At 61.6% G+C, this 24,783-nt stretch carries 25 protein-coding genes; 15 read left to right on the top strand and 10 right to left on the bottom strand.

Features of this window, described 5'->3' with window-relative positions:
* Nucleotides 1-4 precede the first annotated feature (4 nt).
* Complete coding sequence (locus tag JL39_RS27535) at nucleotides 5-490, top strand: F0F1 ATP synthase subunit B (protein ID WP_037158313.1); 486 nt, start codon at nucleotides 5-7, stop codon at nucleotides 488-490.
* A gap of 112 nt (nucleotides 491-602) precedes the next feature.
* Nucleotides 603-1,241, top strand: coding sequence for a glutathione S-transferase family protein (locus JL39_RS27530; protein WP_037158311.1), 639 nt, complete (start codon nucleotides 603-605; stop codon nucleotides 1,239-1,241).
* A gap of 36 nt (nucleotides 1,242-1,277) precedes the next feature.
* Here the strand turns inward: JL39_RS27530 and JL39_RS27525 are convergent, their stop codons facing one another.
* Both JL39_RS27525 and JL39_RS27520 read right to left on the bottom strand, forming a co-directional pair.
* The gene (locus JL39_RS27525; RefSeq protein ID WP_037158309.1) at nucleotides 1,278-1,946 is read right to left on the bottom strand and encodes a ribonuclease HII; all 669 of its coding nucleotides are present in this window, start codon (nucleotides 1,944-1,946) and stop codon (nucleotides 1,278-1,280) included.
* 169 nt (nucleotides 1,947-2,115) lie between these two features.
* Complete coding sequence (locus JL39_RS27520; RefSeq protein WP_037158306.1) at nucleotides 2,116-3,273, bottom strand: PA0069 family radical SAM protein; 1,158 nt, start codon at nucleotides 3,271-3,273, stop codon at nucleotides 2,116-2,118.
* Between the two features lie 130 nt (nucleotides 3,274-3,403).
* On the opposite strand from JL39_RS27520, the gene JL39_RS27515 reads away from it, so the two are divergent.
* The gene (locus JL39_RS27515; RefSeq protein ID WP_037159870.1) at nucleotides 3,404-3,922 is read left to right on the top strand and encodes a glycosyltransferase; all 519 of its coding nucleotides are present in this window, start codon (nucleotides 3,404-3,406) and stop codon (nucleotides 3,920-3,922) included.
* 1 nt (nucleotide 3,923) lies between these two features.
* On the opposite strand, the gene moaB is transcribed toward JL39_RS27515, so the two are convergent.
* The 4 genes from moaB to JL39_RS27495 form a co-directional block, all read right to left on the bottom strand.
* Nucleotides 3,924-4,475, bottom strand: coding sequence for a molybdenum cofactor biosynthesis protein B (moaB, locus tag JL39_RS27510; protein WP_037158304.1), 552 nt, complete (start codon nucleotides 4,473-4,475; stop codon nucleotides 3,924-3,926).
* Nucleotides 4,472-5,389, bottom strand: coding sequence for a 4-(cytidine 5'-diphospho)-2-C-methyl-D-erythritol kinase (locus tag JL39_RS27505; protein ID WP_081953015.1), 918 nt, complete (start codon nucleotides 5,387-5,389; stop codon nucleotides 4,472-4,474). The genes moaB and JL39_RS27505 overlap by 4 nt, the downstream gene beginning before the upstream one ends.
* Nucleotides 5,390-5,395: 6 nt before the next feature.
* Complete coding sequence (locus JL39_RS27500) at nucleotides 5,396-7,231, bottom strand: tetratricopeptide repeat protein (RefSeq protein WP_037158302.1); 1,836 nt, start codon at nucleotides 7,229-7,231, stop codon at nucleotides 5,396-5,398.
* A 164-nt stretch (nucleotides 7,232-7,395) separates the two neighbouring features.
* Nucleotides 7,396-8,412: a polyprenyl synthetase family protein gene (locus JL39_RS27495; RefSeq protein ID WP_037158301.1), complete on the bottom strand. Its 1,017-nt coding sequence runs from the start codon at nucleotides 8,410-8,412 to the stop codon at nucleotides 7,396-7,398.
* Between the two features lie 109 nt (nucleotides 8,413-8,521).
* Between JL39_RS27495 and JL39_RS27490 the strand changes: the two genes are divergently transcribed.
* Both JL39_RS27490 and JL39_RS27485 read left to right on the top strand, forming a co-directional pair.
* On the top strand, nucleotides 8,522-8,743 hold the full coding sequence (locus JL39_RS27490) for a DUF2007 domain-containing protein (RefSeq protein ID WP_037159866.1): 222 nt from the start codon (nucleotides 8,522-8,524) through the stop codon (nucleotides 8,741-8,743).
* The gene (locus tag JL39_RS27485) at nucleotides 8,740-9,528 is read left to right on the top strand and encodes a methyltransferase (protein WP_037158300.1); all 789 of its coding nucleotides are present in this window, start codon (nucleotides 8,740-8,742) and stop codon (nucleotides 9,526-9,528) included. Before JL39_RS27490 ends, JL39_RS27485 begins: the two co-directional genes overlap by 4 nt.
* Here JL39_RS27485 and JL39_RS27480 read toward each other — a convergent pair.
* Entirely contained in the window at nucleotides 9,506-10,843 is a 1,338-nt protein-coding gene (locus JL39_RS27480) for an Nramp family divalent metal transporter (protein ID WP_037158299.1), read from the bottom strand. The genes JL39_RS27485 and JL39_RS27480 overlap by 23 nt on opposite strands.
* Nucleotides 10,844-11,026: 183 nt before the next feature.
* Here JL39_RS27480 and JL39_RS27475 point away from each other — a divergent pair, with 183 nt between their 5' ends.
* The 10 genes from JL39_RS27475 (at nucleotide 11,027) to JL39_RS27430 (ending at nucleotide 20,604) form a co-directional block, all read left to right on the top strand.
* The gene (locus JL39_RS27475; RefSeq protein WP_037158298.1) at nucleotides 11,027-11,893 is read left to right on the top strand and encodes a S49 family peptidase; all 867 of its coding nucleotides are present in this window, start codon (nucleotides 11,027-11,029) and stop codon (nucleotides 11,891-11,893) included.
* A 28-nt stretch (nucleotides 11,894-11,921) separates the two neighbouring features.
* Complete coding sequence (locus tag JL39_RS27470) at nucleotides 11,922-12,116, top strand: hypothetical protein (protein ID WP_037158296.1); 195 nt, start codon at nucleotides 11,922-11,924, stop codon at nucleotides 12,114-12,116.
* A 92-nt stretch (nucleotides 12,117-12,208) separates the two neighbouring features.
* Nucleotides 12,209-13,165 carry a glycine--tRNA ligase subunit alpha gene (locus JL39_RS27465; RefSeq protein ID WP_037159864.1) on the top strand — a complete coding sequence of 319 codons (957 nt, stop codon included), beginning with the start codon at nucleotides 12,209-12,211 and terminating at the stop codon, nucleotides 13,163-13,165.
* A gap of 102 nt (nucleotides 13,166-13,267) precedes the next feature.
* Entirely contained in the window at nucleotides 13,268-13,819 is a 552-nt protein-coding gene (locus tag JL39_RS27460; protein WP_037158294.1) for a LemA family protein, read from the top strand.
* Between the two features lie 111 nt (nucleotides 13,820-13,930).
* On the top strand, nucleotides 13,931-15,202 hold the full coding sequence (locus tag JL39_RS27455) for a 3-phosphoshikimate 1-carboxyvinyltransferase (RefSeq protein WP_037159862.1): 1,272 nt from the start codon (nucleotides 13,931-13,933) through the stop codon (nucleotides 15,200-15,202).
* 46 nt (nucleotides 15,203-15,248) lie between these two features.
* The gene (locus tag JL39_RS27450) at nucleotides 15,249-17,171 is read left to right on the top strand and encodes a DUF2207 domain-containing protein (RefSeq protein WP_037158293.1); all 1,923 of its coding nucleotides are present in this window, start codon (nucleotides 15,249-15,251) and stop codon (nucleotides 17,169-17,171) included.
* 134 nt (nucleotides 17,172-17,305) lie between these two features.
* Nucleotides 17,306-17,602, top strand: a complete 297-nt coding sequence (locus JL39_RS27445) for a HigA family addiction module antitoxin (RefSeq protein WP_037158292.1) — start codon at nucleotides 17,306-17,308, stop codon at nucleotides 17,600-17,602.
* Nucleotides 17,603-17,699: 97 nt separating this feature from the next.
* Nucleotides 17,700-19,919 carry a glycine--tRNA ligase subunit beta gene (gene glyS / locus JL39_RS27440; RefSeq protein WP_037158291.1) on the top strand — a complete coding sequence of 740 codons (2,220 nt, stop codon included), beginning with the start codon at nucleotides 17,700-17,702 and terminating at the stop codon, nucleotides 19,917-19,919.
* Between the two features lie 48 nt (nucleotides 19,920-19,967).
* Nucleotides 19,968-20,288, top strand: a complete 321-nt coding sequence (locus JL39_RS27435) for a type II toxin-antitoxin system RelE/ParE family toxin (RefSeq protein WP_037159860.1) — start codon at nucleotides 19,968-19,970, stop codon at nucleotides 20,286-20,288.
* Between the two features lies 1 nt (nucleotide 20,289).
* Nucleotides 20,290-20,604: a transcriptional regulator gene (locus JL39_RS27430; protein WP_037158286.1), complete on the top strand. Its 315-nt coding sequence runs from the start codon at nucleotides 20,290-20,292 to the stop codon at nucleotides 20,602-20,604.
* A gap of 68 nt (nucleotides 20,605-20,672) precedes the next feature.
* Here the strand turns inward: JL39_RS27430 and JL39_RS27425 are convergent, their stop codons facing one another.
* The 3 genes from JL39_RS27425 to purD all read right to left on the bottom strand — a co-directional run bounded on the left by JL39_RS27425 (nucleotide 20,673) and on the right by purD (nucleotide 24,679).
* Nucleotides 20,673-22,505, bottom strand: coding sequence for a methyl-accepting chemotaxis protein (locus tag JL39_RS27425; protein ID WP_037158284.1), 1,833 nt, complete (start codon nucleotides 22,503-22,505; stop codon nucleotides 20,673-20,675).
* Nucleotides 22,506-22,775: 270 nt separating this feature from the next.
* Complete coding sequence (locus tag JL39_RS30675; RefSeq protein ID WP_052183150.1) at nucleotides 22,776-23,276, bottom strand: plant virulence effector HPE1-like domain-containing protein; 501 nt, start codon at nucleotides 23,274-23,276, stop codon at nucleotides 22,776-22,778.
* 134 nt (nucleotides 23,277-23,410) lie between these two features.
* Complete coding sequence (purD, locus tag JL39_RS27415; RefSeq protein WP_037158282.1) at nucleotides 23,411-24,679, bottom strand: phosphoribosylamine--glycine ligase; 1,269 nt, start codon at nucleotides 24,677-24,679, stop codon at nucleotides 23,411-23,413.
* Nucleotides 24,680-24,783 lie beyond the last annotated feature (104 nt).

Here is a 24,783-nt window from a genome sequence, read left to right as displayed (position 1 = left end):
TCCGATGGCATTCGATGCAACATTTTTTGCGTTCGTCGGTCTCGTCCTCTTCCTGGCTCTGATCGTCTATCTCAAAGTGCCGGGCATGATGGCGAAGTCGCTCGACGAGCGGGCCGAAAACATCCGCAAGGAACTCGACGAGGCAAAGCGTCTGCGTGACGAGGCTCAGCTATTGCTTGCCGAATACCAGCGCAAGCGCAAGGAAGCCGAAGCGGATGCCGCGCAGATCGTCGCCGCTGCCGAGCGTGAAGCTGCAGCTCTGACGGCGGAAGCCAAGCAGAAGACGGAGGAATTCGTCACTCGCCGCAATGCGCTTTCCGAGCAGAAGATCAAGCAGGCCGAGGCGGAAGCGATTGGCGCCGTGCGCTCTGCCGCTGTCGATCTTGCGATCGCCGCTGCCGAAAGCGTCATTGCGAAGAAGGCGGACGCCGCCACCCGGGATGCACTCTTCCAGGACGCCGTCGGCAAGGTGCAGTCGCGATTGAACTGATTCCGATTTTCATCGAACATCTGAAGCCTCCGAAGCGCTGAGCTCCGGGGGCTTTTCTTTTGCCGCCATCGCGTTCGCTGCAGCGAAGTGAGGCAAGGTTCGGAGACGGCCAATGCAGAAGCCAACACTGTTCGGTACCGATTATAGTGTCTATGTGCGCGCGGCGCGGCTGACGCTCTTCGAGAAGGGCGTTGACTATGAACTGGCGCCGGTCGACGTCTTCGCGACAGGCGGCCCGCCCGCCACCTATCTGGAAAGGCAGCCTTTCGGGCGTATTCCTGCCTTCGAGCACGGCGGCTTCGCACTCTATGAGACCGGCGCCATCACCAGATATGTGGACGAAGGTTTTGAAGGACCCGTTCTGCAGCCCGCTGACCCCCGCGCCCGGGCGCGGATGAACCAGATCATCAGCATCGCGGATGGTTATCTCTACCCGACCCTCGTCTGGGGCATCTATGTCGAGCAGGTCTCGAAGCCTCTGAGCGGCAGGCAGACGGATATTGCCAAGCTGCAGCCAGCACTCGATCGGGCGCCGACCTGCCTGCGGGCGATTAGTGATCTGATGGCGAATGGCCCATGGCTATGCGGAAGCGCCCTCAGCCTCGCCGATCTCCATGTCGCGCCGATGATCGACTATTTCGTCAAGGCACCGGTCGCTTCGGACATGATGGCCGAGAATCCAGAGGTCGTCGCGTGGTGGGAACGGATGGCGGATCGCCCGAGCATGCGAGCGACGGACCCGACAAGTTGATGCTCGGCGCAGGCGGGCGAAAGCTGGCCTTGGCGGTCAACCCTCCGGCAGATCGTCCTTCCGAAGCGGCCGGAAACTCATCCGGTGCAGGCGGCAGGGGCCATGCATCTCAATGCCGGCACGATGCTGCGGCGTGGCATAGCCCGCGTGATTGGCAAAGCCGTAGGCCGGGAACACATGGTGGGCGCGAGCCATCATCCGGTCCCGTGTGACCTTGGCGATGATCGAGGCGGCAGCGATCGAAACGGAACGTGCATCGCCCTGGATGACCGCCTTGCCGGGACAGCAAAGGCCGGCGGGCACGTCGCGGCCATCGGCGAGTACATAGGCCGGGGTTATGGCAAGACCGGCTATGGCCCGACGCATGGCATCGAGGCTGGCGCGCAGAATATTGCGCTCGTCGATATGGCGGGGGCCGGAAGCGGCGATCGAGACCTCCGATGTGGCCATGATCGCCTCGAACAGCACTTCCCGCTGGGCGGCGGTGAGCTGCTTGGAATCGTTGAGACCATCCGGGATATTGTTCGGATCGAGGATTACGGCAGCCGCAACGACGGGGCCGGCTAGCGGCCCGCGCCCGGCCTCGTCGGTGCCGGCGACCGGCCAATGGCCGGCCTTGCGTGCCAGAAGTTCCAAGCTGAAATCCGGAACGAGCGGCACTTCTTCGAAAAGCATCGGAGAATCGGGTGACGTGCGAGGCAACATGGCGGCAACCTCGCACGCCGACCCGATCTCCTGCAACCCCGGACAAGCGATGCGGCGTCGCTATCCACCGGGGCGGCGGTGGAACCGGGGAGATTCCGGCACGCAATGGATGCGGGGAAGGTGCCGGAAAGAGAAAATCAAAAAATCGCAGGCTTCATGCCTGTCGTGCTCAAAGCAGTGAAAGCTGTATGCCTCCGCCATCCGGCCGGATAAAAATGTCGTCGCGCAAAGGCAGGCCGCGGCGCACCATGCCGAGCCGCTTCACCGCCATCTCGAAGCGGCGGCCGATCTGCCATGCATAGGGGCCGGCACCCTTCATCCGCTTGCCCCACTCGGCATCATAGTCCTTGCCGCCGCGCATCGAGCGGATCAGCGACATCACGTGCCGGTAGCGGTTCGGATAGTTCTGCAGAAGCCAGTCGCGGAAGAGCGGGCTCACCTCCAGCGGCAGGCGGAGCAGAACATAGCGTGCCTCGGCTGCTCCTGCCGCATGGCCGGCTTCCAGAATGCGCTCGATCTCGTGATCGTTAAGCGCCGGGATCACGGGCGCCACCATGACCGCCGTCGGAATGCCGGCACCGGTCAGCGCCTTGATAGCGGTAAGACGCTTGGGAGGGGTCGAGGCGCGCGGCTCCATGGTGCGGGCCAGCTTGCGGTCGAGCGTCGTGACGGAAATGCCGACCTTCGCAAGCCCTTTCGAAGCCATTTCGGAAAGGATGTCGATATCGCGGGTGATCAGCGCCGATTTCGTCACGATAGCGACGGGATGGTTGGCCTTGTTCAGCACTTCGAGAATCTGCCGCATGATGCGCCATTCCCGCTCGATCGGCTGATAGGGATCGGTATTCGTCCCGATCGCGATCGCCCGCACCTTGTAGTCGGGCTTGCTCAGTTCCCTTTCGAGCAGCTTCGGCACGTCGGGCTTGGCGAAAAGCTTCGATTCGAAATCGAGTCCCGGCGAAAGCCCCATATAGCTGTGGGTCGGGCGTGCGAAACAATAGATGCAGCCGTGTTCACAGCCGCGATAGGGATTGATCGAACGGTCGAAGGAGAGATCGGGTGAATCGTTGCGGGTGATTGCCGTACGCGGCTTTTCCACCTGCACCTCGGTCTTGAACGGTTCCAGCTCCTCGATCGTCTGCCAGCCGTCGTCGAAAATCTCACGGCGCTCCTCCTCGAAGCGGCCGCTCGGATTCAAGCCCGCGCCGCGTCCGCGCCGACGGTCGACCTCTACCCTGAGGCCGGAGGACTTCACCAGCGCATCGGCAATATCCGCCGTATGGGCAGGCGCAAAGGCAGCCTGCCGCAAATGGGACAGCTCGTTCATCGGACGCTCCTGAAGGGGAAATTCCCCGTTCGTGATGATTAAATTCCTAGCCTCAAAACGAGAACATTGCAAGAACAAATTTTGAAAACCGTTTCTGGCATTCCCTGTTGCAATGCGGTAAATGTCAGGAATGCTGACTGTCATCATGGAATGCCGCGACCAGGAATCAGAGCTGGCGCAGACGCTCTCCATTCTTGTTTCCGCCGCGGTGGAAGGGCTTGTAAGCGATGTGGTGGTGCTCGATCACGGCTCGCGGGATGGAACCTCCCACGTCGCCGATGCGGCCGGCTGCCGTTTCCACACCCATTGGGAGATCAAGGACATCCTGCGCGGCGCGCGGGGGGAGTGGCTGCTTCTGGTGGAGCCGGGCGCGCGGCTGCAGGCCGGTTGGATCGACGAGGTGATGGAATATATCGCGCTCAACAAGCGGCCGGCCCGATTCGCGCCGTCGCGAACCTATCGGCGACCGTTCTTCAAGCGCATCGGGCGTGCGGTGCCGCCTCTGGAATACGGCCTGCTTTTGCCGAAACGACAGGCGATCGCGCTCGCCAAGTCCGGCATGGACCTGGAAGCGCTCGCCAGGGGGCAGAAGGCCTCGAAGCTCGTCAGCGAGATGATCCCTGCCTGGGTGGCGGCGTCAGCCCGCTGACTTATTTTCCGGCGCCCCGCTTCAAATGCTCGTCGAGCCGCGGCATGATTTCGATGAAATTGCAGGGCATGTGGCGATAGTCGAGCTGTGCCTTCAATATGCCGTCCCAGGCATCCTTGCAGGCGCCCGGCGAGCCCGGCAGCACGAAAATGAAGGTTGCATTCGCGACGCCGCCCGTCGCCCGCGACTGGATCGTCGAGGTGCCGATCTTGTCGTAGGAGATTCGGTGGAAGACTTCGGAAAAACCGTCCATCCGTTTTTCAAAGAGAGGTTCGAGCGCTTCCGGCGTCACGTCGCGGCCGGTGAAGCCTGTGCCGCCGGTGGTGATCACCACGTCGATCTCCGGATCGAGGGTCCATTCCCGAACCTGTTGAGCGATCCGTTCCTTGTCGTCGGACACGATGGAGCGGGCCTTGAGCTGGTGGCCTGCCTCGGCGATCCTGGCAACGAGCGTGTCGCCCGACTTGTCGTTCTCCGGCGTGCGCGTATCGGAAACGGTCAGCACTGCAATGCCGACGGGAATGAAATGGCGTGTTTCGTCTATCCGGTTCATGGCTCTGTACCGATGGTCTGCACGGCCTGAAAATACCAGTCCGGCTTCTGCTCGTTAAGGCTGTCCACTGCTTTTTGGGCTGTTTCGAGGGAAGGAAATATCCCGAAACAGGTCGCGCCCGAACCGGACATGCGCGTCAGCATGGCCCCTTCGGCGCCGATCATGTTGGAGATCTGATCGATCTCGCGCACGAGTGAACGGGCCGGCGGTTCGAGGTCGTTGCGTAACGTTTTGAGGAAAGGTACCCAGTCGTCGTCACGTGCGCCGATAGACGGGTTGTCCTTGCGAAGCAGACGCCGGAAGATATCCGGCGTCGAAACGCCAATGAGCGGATTGCCGAGCACAAGTGGCAGCGAGGGCAGGGTGGGCAGCGTGGCGAGTTCTTCACCGATGCCCCTGGCCATCAGCGCCTCGCCCTTGAGGCACATGGGCACGTCGGCGCCGAGGAACAGACACAGTGCGATAAGTTCCGGCTCCGGCAGGCTTGCATCCCAAAAGCGGAGGAGCCCGCGCAGCGTTGCGGCTGCGTCTGCCGAGCCGCCGCCGATCCCGGCCGCGACGGGCAGGTTCTTTTCGAGATGGATGGCGACGGGTGTCGTTGCAATGCCCCGATCTGCAAGCGTCCGGCGCAAGAGGTCGCGCGCTTGCAGCACCAGGTTCCCGTCCCCTTCCGCCGCATCGGCCGGCACGAAATGGGCGAACCGGCCCGAGACGATGAAGTCGTCGGCTTCCGCCGCGGCAAAGCTCAGCACGTCGCCCCTGTCGGCGAAAGTCACGATGCTTTCCAGCAGATGATAGCCGTCGGCCCGCTGTCCGGTCACGTGCAGGGCGAGGTTGATCTTGGCAGGAGCCAGTTCAAAAAGGCCCGCCTCGCCGGCAGGCCCGTTTTCGGGAAACATGTTGTCGATCGGCATGAAGCGTCAGGATTTCTTGTCGGGATTTGCCGGTGCGGGCGGCGGCGGGGCGGCAGGCTCCGCCGGGCTGCGGTCGGCAGTGGTCGCGGTCGGATCGAGCGGTGGGAGGCCTCTCTCGATCTTTTCCTTGATGTGCTCGCGGTTGATGTCCTCGCCTTCGGAAACGAGCGCCCGGTTCCACTGGTAGACCGCTTCAAGCTTGCGCCCAACGCGCCAGTAGGCGTCGCCCAGATGGTCATTGATCGTGGCATCGCCGGCACGCAGCTGCACGGCCCGTTCCAGTTCCGTCACGGCATCGTCAAACTTGCCCATACGGTAATAGGCCCAGCCAAGCGAATCGACGATATAGCCATCATCAGGCCGCGCATCGACGGCGCGGCGGATCATGTCGAGGCCCTCTTCGAGGTTCTTGCTCATGTCGACCAGCGAGTAGCCGAGATAGTTCAGCACCTGCGGCTGTTCGGGATTGAGCTCCAGCGCCTTGCGGAAGTTCGGCTCGGCCTTGTCCCACTGCTTCAGCCGTTCAAAGGCGATACCGCGCTGGAAGAAGACCGACCAGTCGCCGGGCTTCGGCACCGGGCCGATCACCTCGACCGCCTTGTCGTAGGTCTCCGCCATGGCCTTGTAGTCCTTGGCTTCGGAAAGCACGCTGCCATAGGCGATATAGCTACGAATGTCGGAAGGATCGGAATCGATCAGCGCCTTCAGATGTTGTTTGGCTTCCTCCGCCTTGCCGGTTTCCGAGAGCGTCACGCCGAGCTGCAGTTCGGAAATCCGCCGCATCGGCGAATCGACCGGCACGCTCGAATAGAACTTGATGGCGCGCTCGGGCTGTTCAAGCTTTTCGGCAATGCCACCGAGCAGAATCAGCGTATCGGCGCTTTTTTGATCCAGCGCGTGGGATATCTGCAGGTAGAGCGACACCATGTCCTCGGCGCCCTGGCGATTGAGCGCACCGCCGATGGAAAAGAGCACGCTGGCCGCGCCTTCGGCGGCATTGGTTACCTGTTGTTGCGGCTTCTCGCCCTTTTCAATGCTCTGCCTGAGTGCTTTCAGGGGCGCGTAATTGGCCACCATGCCATCGCCGACAGCGATTGCATCGAGCGCCTTCTGCTTGTTGCCGGCGGCGGCCTCGAGACGTGCAAGCGCCATCACGGCACGCATGAAGGTATCGGGCGCGGTTGCCACGGCTTCGTTGTTGGTGACGGCCGTGTTGAGATGCTGGCGTGCCGTACCGATATCGCCGGTGACGAGCGCCATGGCGCCGAGCTGGTAGCTGGTGAACACCTTGTACCAGGCCGGCCCCTTGAGATTGGCAACATTGGCCATGGCGCGCTTGCCCTTGCCGGCGCCGATATCTGCCCAGGCGGAAAGGAGCTGATGCGTCAGCCGGTCGAGATCGTTCGGCCCGTCATAGGCGAGGACCTTTTTCGCCGTGTCGAACTTCTTGTCGCGCAGGGCGTCGAGGCCGCGGACGATCTTGGTGATCCGCTCGACGGCCGCATCTTCCTTCAGCGCGTCAGCCTCCTTGAGGCCGTCCTCGAAATCGCCGTTGAGCAGCAGCGAGATCATCAGCCTTTCGCGGATCTCCAGATTGGCCGGATCGAAATCGAGCGCCTTGCGGTAAAGCGAGATGGCGGTCAGGTAGTCATGATCCACGTCGGCGGTGCGGCCTGCCAGGAACGCGCCGGAAAACGAATTCACATCGCTGGCATCGAAAGTCACCACGTCTTCTGCTGTTGGCCTCGGATCCGCGGTTGCCGCGCGTGCAACCGGGCCGATGAAAAGCACGGCCGCAAGCGCCGCGCTGGAGAGCAGAAGAAGGCTGGATTGCCGCCGCATGAAAGGTGCCTTTCGTGTAGAGCCTGGTACGGCGCTGAAATCAGCCGCCACACATGCTCCAATTGATTCACAACAGAATGGCTTTTTTGAAGCACGTCCGCAAGGAAATCTCCCGCGCCGCAGACGGGCGGTGCCGGTCACACCTTCGTTAGTGATCCAGCGTGTTAATTGACGCGCTGGATGGAGAAATCGATGACTTCCAGAAGCGCTGCCTTGAGCGGCGACGCCGGTAACGGCGCCAACGCATCGCGGGCAATTGTGCCGTAATGCAGCGCACGGGCGATCGTGTCGTTCAGCGCATCGTACTTGTTGATGAAACCGAGCGCCTTTTCGAGGTTCTCGTCGCTGCTTTCGCCATTCTCGATCGCGTTGCGCCAGAAAGCGCGCTCGCTTTCTGTCCCTCGGCGATAGGAAAGGATGACGGGCAGCGTGATCTTGCCCTCGCGGAAATCGTCGCCGACATTCTTGCCGAGATCGGCCGCCTTGCCGCCATAGTCGAGTGCGTCATCGACGAGCTGGAAGGCAAGGCCGAGATTCATGCCGTAGGATCTCATCGCCGCGCGCCCGGCTTTGTCTGCATTGGCGACGATCGGACCGACTTCCGCAGCCGCGGCAAAGAGTGCCGCCGTCTTGGCGCGGATGACGGAAAGGTAATCATCTTCCGTCGTTTCCATATTCTTGGCGACGGAAAGCTGCAGCACCTCGCCCTCGGCAATCACGCAGGCGGCTGTCGACAGCACATCGAGCGCTTCGAGTGAACCGGCATCCACCATCATCTTGAAGGCCTGGCCAAGCAGGAAGTCTCCGACCAGCACGCTTGCCTGGTTGCCCCAGATCATCCGTGCCGTGGATCTGCCGCGGCGCAGATCGCTTTCGTCCACCACGTCGTCATGCAACAGCGTCGCCGTATGCATGAATTCGACGCTGGTCGCCAGCTTCACATGTCCGTCGCCTCGATAGCCGAACAGCGAGGCGGATGCGAGCGTCAGCATCGGCCTCAAACGCTTGCCACCCGATGAGATGAGGTGGTTGGCGACTTCCGGGATCATCTGCACGTCGGAGCCGGCTTTGGACAGGATCAGCTGGTTGACCCGCTCCATGTCCGCCTTGGTAAGGTCCACCAAAGGTTTGACGGACGCGGATTTGTTTTTACCTTCTTCAAGCGGTATGACGACGCCCAACGATGAGGCCTCCCTATCGAAATCTTTTAAACGACCATAGAAAGAGGCGGATAGGGCGGCAAGGGCAAATCGCATCCCGCCGGATTTAATGGGGTTTCAAAAAAGCGTCATGCTGGAGATCATCCGCACCAACGATGTCGTGATCCTGTCGCTGGCGGAAAGCCTGATGAAGGATGCCGGCATCCATTATATGATCGCGGACCAGTCGATGAGCGTGCTGGAAGGTTCGCTCGGGCTTCTGCCGCGCCGCTTTCTCGTCGAGGCGGAGAAGGCAGACGAGGCGCGAGGGATATTGAAGGATGCGGGCCTGGCGGCGGAGCTGAGGCCTTGACCTCCACTCATACCATCGACGCCTTCCATCGTGGTCGCTTCCATGTGACGCAGCCGAAGGGTGGGGGACATCGTTCCGGCGTCGACGCCATGCTGCTCGCCTCGCTGGTGGTGGCCGACAAGCCGGTTCGTGTGGCGGATCTCGGCGCTGGCGCCGGTGCCGCCGGCCTTGCCGTGGCCGCACGTCTGGAACAGGCCAGGATCCTGCTGGTGGAGAAATCGCCGCTGATGGCCGATTACGCCCGCCGGACTTTGGCGCTTCCCGAAAACGCCTTTCTGGCCGGTCGCGTCGAGGTGCTGGAGACCGATGTGACGCTGACCGGCAAGCCGCGAATTGCTGCGGGGTTGCTCGATGAGGTCTGCGACCATGTCATCATGAATCCGCCCTTCAACGATGCGGCCGACCGCAGGACGCCGGATGCTCTGAAAGCCGAGGCGCATGCGATGACAGAGGGCCTTTTCGAAGCATGGGTCCGTACAGCCGGCGCGATCATGAAGCCCGGCGGGCAGTTGTCGCTGATCGCCCGGCCGCAATCGATCGCCGAGATCACCGATGCCTGCGGCAAACGGTTCGGGGGACTGGAGATCACGCCCATCCATCCGAGGCCAGGCGAGAATGCCACGCGGATTCTCGTAACGGCCGTCAAGGGCTCGCGCGCCCGGCTGGCGCTGCGGGCGCCGCTCTTTTTGCACGGCGCCGATGGCCACGCCTTCACGCCCTTTGCGGACGATCTGAACAATGGCCGCACCGCCTATCCGCGGCTCAGCCCAAGACGAAATCGATAAGCAGCTTGACGTTCAGGACGGCGATGACGATGGCGATCAGATAGGCGATCGCGGTCAGCCAGCGCGGTGCGACGAGCGCACCCATCTTGATCTTGCTGGCCGTGAACATGACGAGCGGGAAGACTGCGAAGGAAAGCTGGAGGCTCAGCACGACCTGGGTCAGGATCAGCAGTTCTGCCGTGCCCTGGTCTCCGTACAACATCGTCACGAGTGCTGCGGGGACGATCGCAATGGCGCGGGTGATGAGGCGGCGAATCCAGGGCTGCAATCGTATTTTCAGAAAGCCTTCCATGACGATCTGGCCCGCAAGGGTTGCCGTCACGGTGGAATTCAGCCCGCAACAGAGCAGCGCGATGCCGAAAAGCATCGGCGCAATCGCAAGCCCGAGAAGCGGCGACAGCAGCGCATGAGCGTCACCGAGTTCGACGACATCCGTCTGTCCGTGAGCATTGAAGGCGGCCGCCGCAAGGATGAGGATCGAGGCATTGATCAGCAGCGCGAAGCAGAGCGCGACGGTGGAATCGATCGTCGCAAAGGTCAGCGCTTCCCGTTTTTCCGGCAGCGTATGGCCATAGGCGCGGGTCTGCACGATGCCGGAATGCAGGTAGAGGTTATGGGGCATGACGGTGGCGCCGAGAATGCCGAGCGCGAGGTAGAGCATCTCCGGATTGCGGACGATTTCGGTCGTCGGGAAGAAGCCCCTGATCACGCCGCCCCAGTCCGGATCGGCAAGGAAGATCTGCACCCCGAAACAGACGGCGATCACGCCGAGCATGGTGATGATGAAGGCCTCGATCCAGCGGAAACCGAGTTTCTGCAGGTAGAGGATGATGAAGACGTCGAGCGCGGTGATCAGCACGCCGAGTTCGAGCGGAATGCCGAAGATCAGGTTGAGGCCGATCGCGGTGCCGATCACCTCGGCGATGTCCGTCGCGATGATGGCGATTTCCGCCAGCGCCCAGAGGGGGATTGAAATCCATTTCGGGAAAGCGTCACGGCAGGCTTGCGCCAGGTCGCGGCCGGAGGCGATCGCAAGGCGGGCGCAAAGCGACTGGAGCACGATCGCCATCAGGTTCGAGAGCAGGGCGACTGCCAGCAGCGCATAGCCGAACTTCGATCCGCCCGCGAGCGAGGTCGCCCAGTTGCCGGGATCCATGTATCCGACCGCCACCATGTAACCCGGCCCGGCAAACGCGGCGATCCGGCGTAGCTTCGATCCAGACGGCACATGGATGCTGCGGTGAACGTCGGACAGCGACGCCTCTCCCGGTTGGTGCCGCCAGCCGTCCGGCTGGTCCCATCTCGACATGTCCATGATTGCAATATCTCCGTTTCCCACCCGGGCTTGGCATAGATACCCTTTTTTAGAATGATAATGCAAGTCATTCGCATCTGCAGATGTCAAAATGCCGCTTTCGCCGGACGCGAGCCATTGTGTTTGAAAATCCAGCGCATACATGCTGTGACAGGCTCAACACGACAAACAAAAGGAAGAGAAATGGCCGGGTTTTGGAAGAGGCTGGTGCCGAAACGGTTCCGCAAGAAGGGCGTGACGATTCCCGTCGTCCGGCTCCACGGCGCGATCATGGCCGGCGGCAGCCAGTTCAAGCAGACCCTCAATCTGGCCACCGTCGCGCCCATGCTGGACAAGGCCTTTGCACAGAAGGAGGCGCCGGTCGTCGCGATCGCCATCAATTCTCCGGGTGGTTCGCCGGTGCAGTCGCGCCTGATCTTCCAGCGCATCCGGGCGCTTGCCGAGGAGAAGGATAAGAAGGTGCTGGTGTTCATCGAGGATGTCGCGGCTTCCGGCGGCTATATGATCGCGCTTGCAGGCGACGAGATCTTTGCCGACCCGACCTCGATCGTGGGCTCGATCGGCGTCGTTTCCGGCGGCTTCGGTTTTCCGGAACTGCTCCGCAAGATCGGTGTCGAGCGTCGCGTTTATACCGCTGGCGAAAATAAGATGATCCTGGATCCTTTCCAGCCGGAAAAGGAAGGCGATATCGAATATCTGAAATCGCTGCAGCTCGAAATCCACAAGGTCTTCATTGATATGGTGAAGATGCGCCGCGGCGAGCGGCTCGCCGATGATGCGACCATTTTTTCAGGTCTCTTCTGGAGCGGCCTGCGCGGCCTCGACCTCGGTCTGATCGACGGTTTGGGCGAAGTGCGCGAGGTCGTCAAGCGCCGCTATGGCAAGGATGCGAAGCTGGAACTGATCGGCAGCGCCCGCACGCTCTTCGGTCGCCGCGTGCCGGGCGTCGTATTCGGCGAGGGCAAATCCGCCGAAATCGCCGCAGGGGCGGCGACGGGACTTGCCGCGAGCCTGGAGGAAAGGGCATTGTGGGCAAGGTACGGCCTTTGAAAAGGCGAAAGGAACGCGCGAGGGGGAGATGGCGCAGCTTATATTTCTGATCATCGTGATTGGCGGCGGCTGGATGCTCTACAAGAAATTCATCAAGGATGCCGAAAAGCTCACCCAGCGCTCGAAGGAGCGGGAAAAGGAGCGCCAGACCGGCGCCATGGGCACGCTCGTCAAGGACCCGGTGACGGGAGAGTATCGCGTGAAGCGGGATGAGGAGGAGTGACCGGAAACCGTTTGCCGGCCTATAAATCCTTGACCGGTGCCCCCGATGCGTGGCACTCGTCCGCATCCTCAATAAACAACCGTTTTATCGCCATGACCGATCTGCCCGCCCACATGTCTCCGACCCGCTCCTTTCAGGGGCTGATCCTGGCGCTCCAGAACTATTGGGCGGACAAGGGCTGTGCCATCCTGCAGCCCTATGACATGGAGGTCGGCGCCGGCACGTTCCATCCTGCCACCACGCTGCGTGCGCTTGGCCCGAGGCCATGGAGGGCCGCTTATGTGCAGCCTTCCCGCCGTCCGTCCGATGGCCGTTACGGCGAAAACCCAAACCGCCTGCAACACTATTACCAGTATCAGGTCATTCTGAAGCCGAACCCGTCCAACCTGCAGGAGCTTTACCTCGGTTCGCTGAAGGCGATCGGCCTCGATCCGTTGCTGCATGACGTGCGCTTCGTGGAAGATGACTGGGAAAGCCCGACGCTCGGCGCCTGGGGCCTCGGCTGGGAATGCTGGTGCGACGGCATGGAGGTCTCGCAATTCACGTATTTTCAGCAGGTCTGCGGCATCGAATGCGCGCCGGTCGCGGGCGAGCTCACCTATGGTCTCGAACGTCTCGCGACGTATCTGCAGGGTGTGGATTCCATCTACGAGCTCAACTTCAACGGCCGCGAAGGCGAGGAGAAGATCACCTATGGCGACGTTTTCCTGCAGGCCGAGCAGGAATATTCCCGCCACAATTTCGAATTCGCCGATACTGCGATGCTGCACCGGCACTTCATCGACGCCGAAAAGGAATGCCAGGCACTGCTCGCGGCAGGTGCTCCGGGGGGCAGCGCCAACCAGATGCTGCACAAATGCGTCTTCCCGGCCTATGACCAGTGCATCAAGGCGTCGCACGTCTTCAACCTGCTCGACGCGCGCGGCGTGATCTCCGTCACCGAACGCCAGAGCTATATCCTGCGCGTCCGCACGCTGGCGAAGGCCTGCGGTGAGGCCTTCCTGCTGACCGAAGCCGGTGGCGTCAACTTCGGCAAGGAAGCGGCATAAACAGCCGCCTTATCAAAGACTTTCGCGCGGTGCGTTTGACGCCTTCCAGGAAGTGTGCCTAGTCTCCGCTTCGGATTTACGCGTCTGTGGGGGATTCGTCTGATGTATATCCTGATCGGCATAGTCGTTCTCGTCGTCCTGTACGGCATCATGATCTATAACGGGCTGGTCAGATCCCGTCAGATGGCGGAGGAGGCCTGGTCCGGCATCGACGTCCAGTTGAAGCGCCGCGCCGATCTCATCCCGAACCTTATCGAGACAGTGAAGGGTTACGCAGCACATGAGAAGGGCACGCTCGAAGAAGTGGTGAAGCTGCGCAACCAGGCCCAGGCCGTGCCGGCCGGCGATGTCGCCGCCCGCGCTCAGGCGGAAGGTCTGCTGTCCCAGGCGCTTGGCAAGCTCTTCGCGCTCGCGGAAGCCTATCCGGACCTCAAGGCGAACCAGAATTTTTCTGAACTGCAGGCTTCGTTGGAAACGATCGAAAGCGAGATTCAGATGTCGCGGCGCTATTACAACGGCGCGGCGCGTGATCTGAACGTCAAGGTCGAAAGTTTCCCGTCCAACTTGGTCGCCGGTCAGTTCGGTTTTTCCAAGCGCGAATATTTCGAAATCGCCAACGAGGCGGATCGCGCGGTTCCAGCTGTCAAATTCTAGGAAACCGTCATTGGACCTTTGCACGGAAACGCTCTAAGAGCGCCGTCGAAGGTTGAAAAGTTATGGCGTGCCTTGCAGGCAGCGCCGCGAGTGACGGAAGAGACGATCATCATGGGCAGAGTGAAACTCACCATAGTGCCGCCGGGCAAGCCGCTTGTCGGCCGCGCCGTGCCGCCGGGCTCGAAGTCGATCACCAACCGTGCTTTGCTCCTGGCGGGCCTCGCCAGGGGAACAAGCCGGCTGACGGGCGCGCTGCGGAGCGACGACACGCGTTATATGGCGGATGCCCTGCGGGCAATGGGTGTGACAATCGACGAGCCGGACGAGACGACCTTCGTCGTCACCGGCATGGGCAAGCTCCTGCCGCCTTCCGAACCGCTTTTCCTCGGCAATGCCGGCACCGCGACCCGATTCCTGACGGCCGCAGTTGCTTCGGTCGATGGGACCGTCGTGGTCGATGGCGACGAGCACATGCGCAAGCGGCCGATCGCCCCACTGGTGGCGGCCCTGAAATCCCTCGGCATCGACGTCGAGGCGCCGACCGGCTGCCCACCGGTTACCGTGCACGGCATCGGCCATTTTGCATCGGGCCGGGTCGAGATCGACGCGGGCCTGTCGAGCCAATATGTTTCCGCTCTGCTGATGGCGGCGCCGCTGGCCCCCAGAGGCGCCAATGCGCCGGTCACCGTAGCGCTTGCCGGTGCGGAAATCGGCGCCCGCGGCTATGTCGACCTGACGCTCGCCGCCATGCAGACATTCGGCGCCAAGGTGGAGCAGATCGACGCAGCAAGCTGGAAAGTCGAGCCGACCGGTTATCGGGCTGCGGATTTCGTCATCGAACCAGACGCTTCCGCCGCAACCTATCTCTGGGCCGCGGAAGTGCTGACCGGTGGGGCGATCGATCTCGGCGTTCCGAACGGCGCCTTCACCCAGCCGGATGCCAAGGCCTATGACGTGATTTCGAAATTCCCGTATCTGCCGGCCGAGATCGACGGTTCGCAGATGCAGGATGCGGTGCCGACGCTTGCCGTGCTCGCCGCCTTCAACGAGACGCCGGTGCGCTTTACCGGCATTGCCAACCTGCGCGTCAAGGAATGCGACCGGGTGCGGGCGCTGTCGCTCGGCCTCAACGAGATCCGCGAAGGTCTGGCGACGGAAGAAGGCGATGATCTGATTGTCGCATCCGATCCGTCGCTCGCCGGCCAGACGCTGCCGGCGGCGATCAACACCTTCGCCGATCACCGCATCGCCATGAGCTTCGCGCTGGCGGGCCTGAAGATCGGCGGCATCACCATTCTCGACCCGGATTGCGTCGCCAAGACCTTTCCGGATTATTGGGATGTGCTGGCCTCGCTCGGTGTCGCATACACGGATATCGAATAGGCCGGGCAAGAGGACACGGGCTAGGGCGCCGAAGGGGAGGGATGTCGTGATGCGGTGGTTCTCCGGTTGCTGCCTGCTACTTCTGCTGGCGCTGGCGGCGCTGCCCGCCCGGGCGGAGGAATATATCCGTTCCTACCATTCCGATATTCAGGTTGCTCAGAATGGCGACCTGACGGTTTCCGAGACGATCATAGTCAATGCCGAGGGCAACCGGATCAGGCGCGGGATTTTCCGCGATTTTCCGCTGACCATGGTGGATGCAAACGGCCGTACGCTGCGGGTGGGCTTCGATGTCCTGTCCGTCACCCGGGATGGGCAGGATGAACCCTATCATACAGAATCGGTGACCGGAGGCATCCGCATCTATGCGGGATCGGAAGACGTGCTCCTTCGCAATGGCGAGCACACCTATGTTTTCACCTATCGGACGGATCGCCAGATCCGCTATTTCGACGACCATGACGAGCTTTACTGGAACGTCACCGGAAACGGCTGGCAATTTCGCATCGCCGAGGCATCCGCCCGCGTGATGCTTCCGGGTGGACGAGTGACGCAGACGGCAGCTTATACCGGTCCGCTAGGCTCGACCGCACGAAATGCTCGCATGCAGGCGAATGGCAACGAGGCGGATTTCGTCACGACCCGTCCGTTGGGCGAAGAGGAAGGCCTCACCATCGTTGCCGGCTTTCCAAAAGGCGTGGTCGCGCCGCCCTCGGCGGATCAGGAGCGCATTTGGTGGTTCCGCGACAGCCTCAACCTTTTCCTGGGCGTCGGCGGGCTCATTCTTGTCGTTGGCTATTACGTGATCTTCTGGAACCGCGTCGGCCGCGACCCCGCACGTGGCGTCGTCGTGCCGCGCTGGGATGCCCCTGACGGCATCTCGCCGGCCCTCGTCAACTATATCGACAACAAGGGATTTTCCGGTGGCGGCTGGACCGCCTTTTCCGCCAGCGCACTCGATCTGGCGGTGAAGGGATATGTCGTACTGGAAGACCTCAAGAAGAAGATTACCATCCGGCGGACCGAGAAGGCCGCGCCGAGAACCTTGCCGATCGGCCAGGCCTCCATCCTGGGCTCGATTGGCGCGCCGCGGCGAAGCCTCGTCATCGACGAGGCGCACGGCACTACGGTGCAGTCCGTGGGCGCGAGTTTTCGAAACGCGATGGAAAAGGAACACCGCGGCAAGTATTACAAGGCCAATACGGGTTACGTCATGGGTGGCGTGGCGCTGAGCGTGCTCTCCATCCTGGCGCTGATCATCTTCGGCAATCTTGAACCGGACATGATCGTCATGCTGATCATTCCTGCCTTTTTCGCGGTCTTCATCGGCGGGTTTGCCGTCAGCTTCGGCAAGGGTCTGCGCCGGGGCTCCTCGCTCATGTCGAAAATCGTATCGGTCATCGTTCTCGGGTTCATCGGCTTTGTCGCGCTGTCGGCCGGCTCGGCAATCCTGGTGGCAATCGTTTCGGAAATGACCGGCAGCGAACATTGGCCGGTTATGGTGGCGGTCGGCGGCATCGTGCTTGCCAATGTCATCTTCTTCTTCCTGATAGGCGCGCCGACGCCGCTCGGTCGCAAGCTGATGGATGGCATCGAAGGCCTGCGTATCTATCTGACGCTCGCCGAAAAGGACCGGATGAACATGGCGGGTGTGCCGACCATGTCGCCGCAGCACTTCGAGACATTGCTTCCCTATGCAGTCGCGCTCGGCGTCGAAAAGCCCTGGAGCCGTGCTTTTGAGGCCTGGCTTGCCACGGCGGCGGGGGCTGCCGCAGCCTCTTATGCGCCGGGCTGGTATAGCGGCGATTCCTATTCGAGCTTCGGCGACCGCATCGGCGGCTTCTCATCCTCGATGGCATCCACCATTGCTTCGACCATTCCCGCTCCGAAATCTTCGTCCTCGTCATCCGGCTTTTCGGGCGGCTCCTCAGGCGGAGGAGGGGGCGGTGGCGGCGGGGGAGGGTGGTAGGTGTTCGGTTGAAAAATGTATCGTATGACGATACGTGGAGGTAAGCCTTGGTGATCCGTTCCTACGCGAATGCGATGACCGAGGCCGGAGCCGAGCAGGTCGAAATCGTGGACTATCACTGAGAGAAGCAAGAGATGACGAGCATTCTTCCCCCTGTCCATCCCGGCGAAATCCTGCGGGAAGAATACCTCGCTCCCCTGCATATGAGCGCAGGCGCTTTGGCCAGAAAGCTCAACGTCCCGCGTACCCGCATAGAACGGCTGGTGACGGAACAGACGCCTGTCACCATCGATACGGCCCTGAGGCTTGCGCGCTTTTTTGATACGACGCCTGAATTCTGGATGAACCTTCAAACGAGCTATGATCTGAAGGTTGAAGGTGCTGCAAAGCGAGACGAGATTGCCGCCATTCCGGTAATGAGTGCTGCCTAGCCCTCTGGCGGCGACTTTCACAAATCCTGCTAATGACTTTTGGCGGCAGGCTTGCTAAGTCCGCCGCGACGTTGTTTTCCAATACAAAGACATCACCATGCCCGATCTGCTTCTTGAACTCCGTTCGGAGGAAATCCCGGCCCGCATGCAGCGGAAGGCCGCGGGAGACTTGAAAAAGCTTGTCACCGATGCGCTGGTGGAAGCGGGGCTGATCTATGAGGGCGCGCGCGAATACTGGACGCCGCGCCGGCTGACACTGGACATCCGTGGCCTGACGGCCCGTTCCGCCGACCAGCGCGAGGAGCGCAAGGGCCCGCGCACCGACGCGCCGGAAAAGGCGATCGAAGGATTTTTGCGCGGCGCCGGCCTCTCGTCCGTCTCGGAAGCCCAGGTCGTCAGCGACCCGAAGAAGGGCGATTTCTATGTGGCTGTGATCTCCAAGCCGGGCCGTCCGGCGGAAGAAATCATCGCCGATGTCATGCCCGGCATCATCCGCGATTTCCCCTGGCCGAAGTCGATGCGCTGGGGCGCTGCCTCCATGCCGAAGGGCATGCGTTACGCGGGCATCGAGGGGAAGGGTTCGGAAAGCCTGCGCTGGGTGCGCCCGCTGCAGTCGATCGTCTGCGTCTTCGGCCCGGAGCATGAGGAAACGCAGGTCATCCCGTTCGAAATCGACGGGATCGTGGCTGGCAACGTCACCTATGGCCATCGCTTCCATGCGCCGGAAGCGATTACCGTCCGCCGATTCCAGGATTATGTTTCGAGCCTCGAAAAAGCGAAGGTCATGCTCGATGCCGAGCGCCGCAAGGACGTGATCCTGCATGATGCACGCGATCTCGCCTTTGCCAACGGCCTGGAACTGGTCGAGGACGAGGGCCTGCTGGAAGAGGTCTCCGGCCTCGTCGAATGGCCGCATGTGCTGATGGGCGAGTTCGAGCCCGAATACCTCGAAATCCCCTCGGAGATCATCCGGCTCACCATCAAGACGAACCAGAAGTGTTTCGTCACCCGCCCGCAGGGCGGCGAAAACCTGTCGAACCGCTTCATCCTCGTTTCCAACATCGAGGCGAAGGACGGCGGCAGGGAAATCATGCACGGCAATGGCAAGGTGGTGCGCGCCCGTCTTTCGGACGCAAGGCATTTCTGGACCCGCGACCAGGGCGACATGCCGGACCTCGATACGCTGGTGGACTCGGCGGAGAAATTCGGCCTCGACCTGAAGAAGCCGCTAGACCAGCGCATGGCGAAGCTCGACGCGCTGAACGTGACGTTCCACGCCAAGCTCGGCACGCAGGGCGAGCGCGTTGCCCGCGTCCGTGCTCTGGCGGCACAGCTCGCTCCGATCGTTGGCGCCGATGCCGCGCTGGTCGATCGCGCCGCAGTGCTGGTGAAGGCCGACCTGCGCACGGAAGCCGTCGGCGAATTCCCGGAACTGCAGGGCCTGATGGGCCGCAAATACGCAGCGCTGCAGGGCGAGAATGCCTCTGTCGCCGCCGCGATCGAGGACCACTACAAGCCGCAGGGCCCGTCCGACCGCGTGCCGGATGATAAGGTGGCGATCACGGTCGCACTCGCCGACAAGCTCGACACCCTTGTCGGCTTCTGGGCGATCGACGAAAAGCCGACCGGCTCCAAGGACCCTTATGCGCTGCGCCGCGCGGCGCTGGGTGTGGTGCGTATCTTGCTGGAACGCAAGGTAAGGCTGAATCTTTCACAGATATTTGCTGCCGCTGACAATCCCGCATTCTATCAGATTGCTGCCGTAAATCTGGAAGAAGTTTATGATCGCGCCTATAAACCAGACCTCCTCTCTTTCTTCCACGACCGCCTGAAAGTCTATCTGCGCGACATGGGCGCACGGCACGATATCATCGATGCCGTGCTGACGCCGGACGCCGACGACCTTTTGCTCGTCACGCGCCGTGCCGAGGCGCTGACGGCTTTCATCACGTCGGAGGATGGCAGGAACCTGCTCGCCGGCACCAAACGCGCCGTCCAGCTTCTCGCTGCCGAGGAAAAGAAGGGCACGGTCGTCGCCGATGGCGTCGCTGATGAGCTCTTGCGGCTCGATGCGGAAAAGGCGCTCTGGGCGGCGATCAAGACCGCATCGAAGGATGCTGCCGATGCGATCGCCGGGGAGGACTTCCTCTCGGCCATGGAAGCTCTTTCGAAGCTTCGCGCACCGGTCGACACCTTCTTCGAGGAAGTTCTCGTCAACGACGAGGATGCCGCAATCCGCGCCAATCGTCTGGCGCTTCTGAAGGCGATCCGCGAGGCGACCGGTACAGTCGCCGACTTCTCGAAAATTTCCGGCTGATTCCACAAAGTCATTGGTGCGTGGTGACATATGTGTTACCATGTTCCGATGAAGATCACCGAATACCTGGACCGGAATGGAAAGAGCCCGTTCGGGCAGTGGTTCGCGAAAATCGACGCACGCGCGGCCTCGAAAGTGACGGTCGCATTGGCGCGGGTCGGACAGGACAATCTTTCGAACGTCAAATCGGTCGGTTCGGGTGTGCTGGAATACCGGATCGATTACGGACCCGGTTATCGGATTTATTTCGGCCGCGATGGCGGGCAATTGATTGTCCTGCTGGTAGGCGGGACGAAGCAACGCCAGCAGAGCGATATCGAGACTGCACAGGCCTATTGGCGGGATTACAAATCCAGGAAAGGAGGCTGACATGGCGCTGACACGGGAATTCAAGGAAACTGTCAAGGCTCGCCTGGATCAGGACCCGGCGTTTCGCGCTGCATTGCTGTCCGATGCCGTCGAGCTTCTACTCGATGGCGATCTCGATACCGGCAAGAGCGTTCTTCGCGACTTCATCAATGCCACGATCGGTTTTGAAGCGCTCGCACGGAAGGTGGGCATGCCTGTGAAAAGCCTGATGCGCATGTTCGGACCTAAAGGCAATCCGCGCGCGGACAACCTGTTCAAGGTCATCCAGGCGCTGCAGGAAAGCGCGGGCATCCACCTTGCCGTGGCTGCGGCCTGATTGCCTTTAAAACAAAACCGCCGGGCTTTTGGCCCGGCGGTCTTTCGTCCTCCACTTGAAGGTCCGGCTCAGCCTGCCTTGCGCATCTTCTGCGCGGTGTGGTGCAGGCTGCTGATGCCGTCGTTCCCGACGCGGAAGCCGCGGATCAGGTTGAGCAGCTCGTCCGTGTCGGTGGCCAGCGCTTCTGCCGAAGCCGTGGTTTCCTCCGCCATGGCGGCATTGTGCTGGGTCGCGGCGTCGAGCTGGTTCAGCGAGGAGGAGATCGAGCGCAGCGTCGTGTCCTGTTCGGATGCCGAATGGGCGATCTTGCCGACGATGTCGCTGGCGGCCTTCACCTGGCTGGAGATGCGCTTCAAGGCTTCGCCAGCCTCGCCCACCAGGCGGACGCCGTTCTGCACCTGGCCGGACGAGCGGGAGATCTGGTCCTTGATCTCCTTGGCGGCAGCGGCGGAACGCTGCGCCAGTTCGCGCACTTCCTGGGCGACGACGGCAAACCCCTTGCCGGAATCGCCGGCGCGAGCGGCCTCGACACCGGCGTTCAGCGCCAGCAGGTTGGTCTGGAAGGCGATGTCGTCGATCACGCCGATGATCTTGGAGATCTCTTCCGACGAGTGCTCGATACCGCCCATGGCGTCGATCGCCTCGGCGACGATCTGGTCGGAACGGTTGGCTTCCGAGCTGACCGAGGTCACCCGCTGGGCGGCCTCGTGGGCGCCTTCGGCGGTCTGGCGGACGGCGACGGCAAGCTCGTCGAGAGCGGCCGAGGTTTCCTCCAGGTTGGCTGCCTGGCGCTCGGTGCGCTGCGAGAGTTCGTTGGAAGCGCGGCGGATTTCCTCCTTCGATCCGCCGATGTCGATGCCCTTGGCATTGACCTTGGCCATGGCGGCTTCGAGATGCAGGATCGCCTCGTTGAAGTTGTGGCGAAGCGTTTCATATCGCGGGCCGAGATCGCCGCAGCGGATGGTGAGGTCGCCGGTGGCGAGCGATTCCAGCGCTTCGCCGATGGTGGAGACGACGCGGGCCTGCATCACGGCTTCCTGCTGCTGCATGTCGAGGTTTTGCTGGCGCTCGCGATCGAGTTCCTGCTTTTGCTGCTCCTCGCGCGCGGCCATGGCATGGCGCTCACGGATCTTCTCCTGAAGCTCCTGCGTCGCCTTGGCCATCATGCCGACTTCATTCGCCATGTCCGTATGCGGAACCTTGATGGCGACGTCCTCGTCGGCAACGGCTTCAAGCGCTGCGTGAACCGCGCCCAGCGGGCGAGTGATGTTGCGGATGACGAAGAATGCCAGGATCATCGCAATGATGACGGCGACAAGCCCCGCGACGGCAACTTCGGCGATCGCCTTGTTGATCTTCGCGTCGAGATCGTCGATGTAGACACCCGTCGCAACGACGATCTGCCACGGCTCGAAAGCCTTGGAATAGACGGCCTTCTTGTAAACCTCATTGGCCGGCTTGCCGGGTTTTTCCCAATAATAGGTGGTGATACCGCCACCGGCGCGGCCATGGGCGACGATCTCCTCACGGAAGAGATTGCCCATCTTGTCCGGCTGGCCTTTCTGATTCATGCCGACCAGTTTCGGGTTGTAGTGAAACTGCGTAACCGTGTCGTAGTTCATGCCGAAGATGTAGCCTGCGGGCTCGAACTTGATTCCTGCTGCAGTTGCATAAGCCAGGCGCTGTGCCTCTTCATGCGTCAGCTTGCCGGCTTTTTCCTGCTCGTAATAGGATTGCAGGATCGAGGTTGCCGATTCCACCTGCGTGCGAAGCATGTCGTAGCGCTCGGCGTAGATCGATGCGATCGACGTGCGCACCTGATAATAAGTCACGGCCGCGAACGCGACCATGATCGCCACTATCAGCAGCAAAAGCTGCTGGGATATCTTGAGGTTCTTCATGTTCCACTCTTTGGCAGCCGAAATCTCCCGGTGGAGCCGGCAAAATGAGGTTGACTTTGGGGAGGGCGCTTCCTGCGCCGTAACGTGCTGCATGCACTGCTCGGAAAGACAGTGATGCCGAAAATTTGAATAAAAATTTAATTATGGGGAGCTTGACAGCTTAGAATGATAATAAATTAGCCAAACCGGCTTCAGCGAGGCATTAAATTCGCGTTAATCGCGAACTGTAACTCTTCGCGTGTTGCGCAGATTGTAAATATTATCGGATGCTTATTCGATCGGCCGCAGCCGCAGTTCCAGCTCATTGAAGGCAGCCGCCACGGATACGGCGGAGGCTTGAACCGGTTCAATAGTCCCGTCGGTTGCGACAGCGCTTGTGGTGGCATCGAGATCGATGCCATCCAGCGTTGCTAGCCCCGTCTCTGTCGAGCCGTCGGTCGTCGGATGAAGTTCGGCAATGGCACTGTCTGTGGCCATCCAGTCGGGCAGCTTGCTGATGTAGATGACGGGCGAGCCGCCGAACCACGCTTCGGTGCGGACGAGCTTTTTCTCACCGTTGATGTCGATGATTTCCGTCTTCTGGATGCCATTCGCCAATTCCGGCACCTTGTAGGTGGATTCGTTCGCTCTCGGCTTGGGGACCGGGCAGTCGGTGCACCGTTTTTCGACAATGCTGGCGCCGGAGGGATTTGCTCCGCTGATTGTCGTGATGGAAGACGCGAAGGCCGCACCGCTTGCAAGCACAAGAGCCGTAGTCAGAACGAGATGCATAACCGGAACCCTTTTCTAGGTCCGGAAACGGTAGCGTCGTTTCGTTTCCATCCCGTCAGGATAGTCGGTAAATTTTGAATGAATCGGAGGGTGCTGCGCCTGGTTCTGTTCGCGCTTGATGGCGCGCCAGCCCCTCAGTTCTCGCGTGCAACGGCGCGCCAGCCAATGTCGCGGCGGCAGAAGCCGTTTTCCCATTTCACGTTGTCGATGAGCGCATAGGCCCGGGTCTTCGCCTCCGCGACCGTTCTTCCGGTGGCCGTCACGTTGAGCACGCGGCCGCCGGTTGCCACGAGTGCGCCATCCTTCATCGCCGTGCCGGCATGGAATATCTTCTCGCCAGCCGATGTTTCCGGCAGGTGCGCGATCGGCGTGTCCTTGTCGTAGGAGCCGGGATAGCCCTTCGAAGCCATCACTACAGTCAGCGCCACGTCGTCGCTCCATTCGGCCGAAACCTTGTCGAGCGTTCCGGTCGCGGCGGCGTGAAGCAGGTCGAGCAGATCGCTCTTCAGCCGCATCATCAGCACCTGGCATTCCGGGTCGCCGAAGCGGACGTTGTATTCGATGAGCTCCGGCCCCTTGGCGGTGATCATCAGCCCGGCAAAGAAGACGCCTGTGAAGGGATAACCACTGTCCGCCATGCCGCGGATGGTCGGCTCGATGATTTCCTTCATGGTGCGGGAGACCATGTCGGGCGTCATCACCGGCGCCGGCGAATAGGCGCCCATGCCGCCGGTATTCGGCCCGGTATCGCCATCGCCGACCCGCTTGTGATCCTGGGCGGTGGCGAGCGCCAACGCGGTCCTGCCGTCGGACAGACAGAAGAAGCTTGCCTCCTCGCCGTCGAGATAGGCTTCCACCACCACTTCCGTACCGGCTGCGCCGAAAGCGCCGTCGAAACAGTCGTCGATCGCGGCAAGCGCCTCTTCGAGCGTCATGGCGACGGTGACGCCCTTGCCAGCCGCAAGGCCGTCCGCCTTCACCACGATCGGCGCGCCCTGTTCCCTCACATAGGCACTGGCTTCCGCCGCGTTGGAAAAGCGGCGATAGGCACCGGTCGGAATATCATAGCGGGCGCAGAGATCCTTGGTGAAGCCCTTGGAACCTTCGAGCTGAGCCGCCGCGGCAGAAGGCCCGAAAACGGCGATGTTCCTTGCGCGCAAATCATCGGCCAGGCCGGCGACCAGCGGCGCTTCCGGCCCGACCACGACGAGGCCGATCGCCTTGTCGAGGCAGAAAGCGGCGACCGCCTGGTGATCATCGATGTTGAGGCCCACGAGTTCGGCATGTTCGGCAATGCCGGGATTGCCGGGTGCCGCATAAAGCTTGCCGAGTTTCGGCGACTGGGCAAGCTTCCATGCGAGCGCATGCTCGCGTCCGCCCGAACCGATCAAGAGAACCTTCATGCCTCATCCTCGCTTGTGCTTTCCCGGGCGGTTAAGGGGAGGGCCGGGAAAGGTCAAGGGAAAAGGTCACGAGATACCGTCATCCCGTGACCTTTGACGGCAGT

It is taken from the genome of Rhizobium sp. YS-1r (assembly GCF_000757525.1).
Classification (GTDB): domain Bacteria; phylum Pseudomonadota; class Alphaproteobacteria; order Rhizobiales; family Rhizobiaceae; genus Neorhizobium; species Neorhizobium petrolearium.
This window is presented reverse-complemented; position numbering and strand designations above follow the sequence as displayed.

What these genes read in the sequence shown, in the direction of transcription:
- JL39_RS27460 (WP_037158294.1), top strand. Translation starts at nt 13,268, where the DNA reads ATGTATATCCTGATCGGCATAGTCGTTCTCGTCGTCCTGTACGGCATC.
- JL39_RS27515 (WP_037159870.1), top strand. Translation starts at nt 3,404, where the DNA reads ATGCTGACTGTCATCATGGAATGCCGCGACCAGGAATCAGAGCTGGCG.
- JL39_RS27425 (WP_037158284.1), bottom strand. Translation starts at nt 22,505, where the DNA reads ATGAAGAACCTCAAGATATCCCAGCAGCTTTTGCTGCTGATAGTGGCG.
- JL39_RS27530 (WP_037158311.1), top strand. Translation starts at nt 603, where the DNA reads ATGCAGAAGCCAACACTGTTCGGTACCGATTATAGTGTCTATGTGCGC.
- JL39_RS27445 (WP_037158292.1), top strand. Translation starts at nt 17,306, where the DNA reads ATGACGAGCATTCTTCCCCCTGTCCATCCCGGCGAAATCCTGCGGGAA.
- JL39_RS27435 (WP_037159860.1), top strand. Translation starts at nt 19,968, where the DNA reads ATGAAGATCACCGAATACCTGGACCGGAATGGAAAGAGCCCGTTCGGG.
- JL39_RS27490 (WP_037159866.1), top strand. Translation starts at nt 8,522, where the DNA reads ATGCTGGAGATCATCCGCACCAACGATGTCGTGATCCTGTCGCTGGCG.
- moaB (WP_037158304.1), bottom strand. Translation starts at nt 4,475, where the DNA reads ATGAACCGGATAGACGAAACACGCCATTTCATTCCCGTCGGCATTGCA.
- JL39_RS30675 (WP_052183150.1), bottom strand. Translation starts at nt 23,276, where the DNA reads ATGCATCTCGTTCTGACTACGGCTCTTGTGCTTGCAAGCGGTGCGGCC.
- JL39_RS27430 (WP_037158286.1), top strand. Translation starts at nt 20,290, where the DNA reads ATGGCGCTGACACGGGAATTCAAGGAAACTGTCAAGGCTCGCCTGGAT.
- JL39_RS27525 (WP_037158309.1), bottom strand. Translation starts at nt 1,946, where the DNA reads ATGTTGCCTCGCACGTCACCCGATTCTCCGATGCTTTTCGAAGAAGTG.
- JL39_RS27520 (WP_037158306.1), bottom strand. Translation starts at nt 3,273, where the DNA reads ATGAACGAGCTGTCCCATTTGCGGCAGGCTGCCTTTGCGCCTGCCCAT.
- JL39_RS27475 (WP_037158298.1), top strand. Translation starts at nt 11,027, where the DNA reads ATGGCCGGGTTTTGGAAGAGGCTGGTGCCGAAACGGTTCCGCAAGAAG.
- purD (WP_037158282.1), bottom strand. Translation starts at nt 24,679, where the DNA reads ATGAAGGTTCTCTTGATCGGTTCGGGCGGACGCGAGCATGCGCTCGCA.
- JL39_RS27500 (WP_037158302.1), bottom strand. Translation starts at nt 7,231, where the DNA reads ATGCGGCGGCAATCCAGCCTTCTTCTGCTCTCCAGCGCGGCGCTTGCG.
- JL39_RS27470 (WP_037158296.1), top strand. Translation starts at nt 11,922, where the DNA reads ATGGCGCAGCTTATATTTCTGATCATCGTGATTGGCGGCGGCTGGATG.
- JL39_RS27455 (WP_037159862.1), top strand. Translation starts at nt 13,931, where the DNA reads ATGGGCAGAGTGAAACTCACCATAGTGCCGCCGGGCAAGCCGCTTGTC.
- glyS (WP_037158291.1), top strand. Translation starts at nt 17,700, where the DNA reads ATGCCCGATCTGCTTCTTGAACTCCGTTCGGAGGAAATCCCGGCCCGC.
- JL39_RS27505 (WP_081953015.1), bottom strand. Translation starts at nt 5,389, where the DNA reads ATGCCGATCGACAACATGTTTCCCGAAAACGGGCCTGCCGGCGAGGCG.
- JL39_RS27480 (WP_037158299.1), bottom strand. Translation starts at nt 10,843, where the DNA reads ATGGACATGTCGAGATGGGACCAGCCGGACGGCTGGCGGCACCAACCG.
- JL39_RS27535 (WP_037158313.1), top strand. Translation starts at nt 5, where the DNA reads ATGGCATTCGATGCAACATTTTTTGCGTTCGTCGGTCTCGTCCTCTTC.
- JL39_RS27465 (WP_037159864.1), top strand. Translation starts at nt 12,209, where the DNA reads ATGACCGATCTGCCCGCCCACATGTCTCCGACCCGCTCCTTTCAGGGG.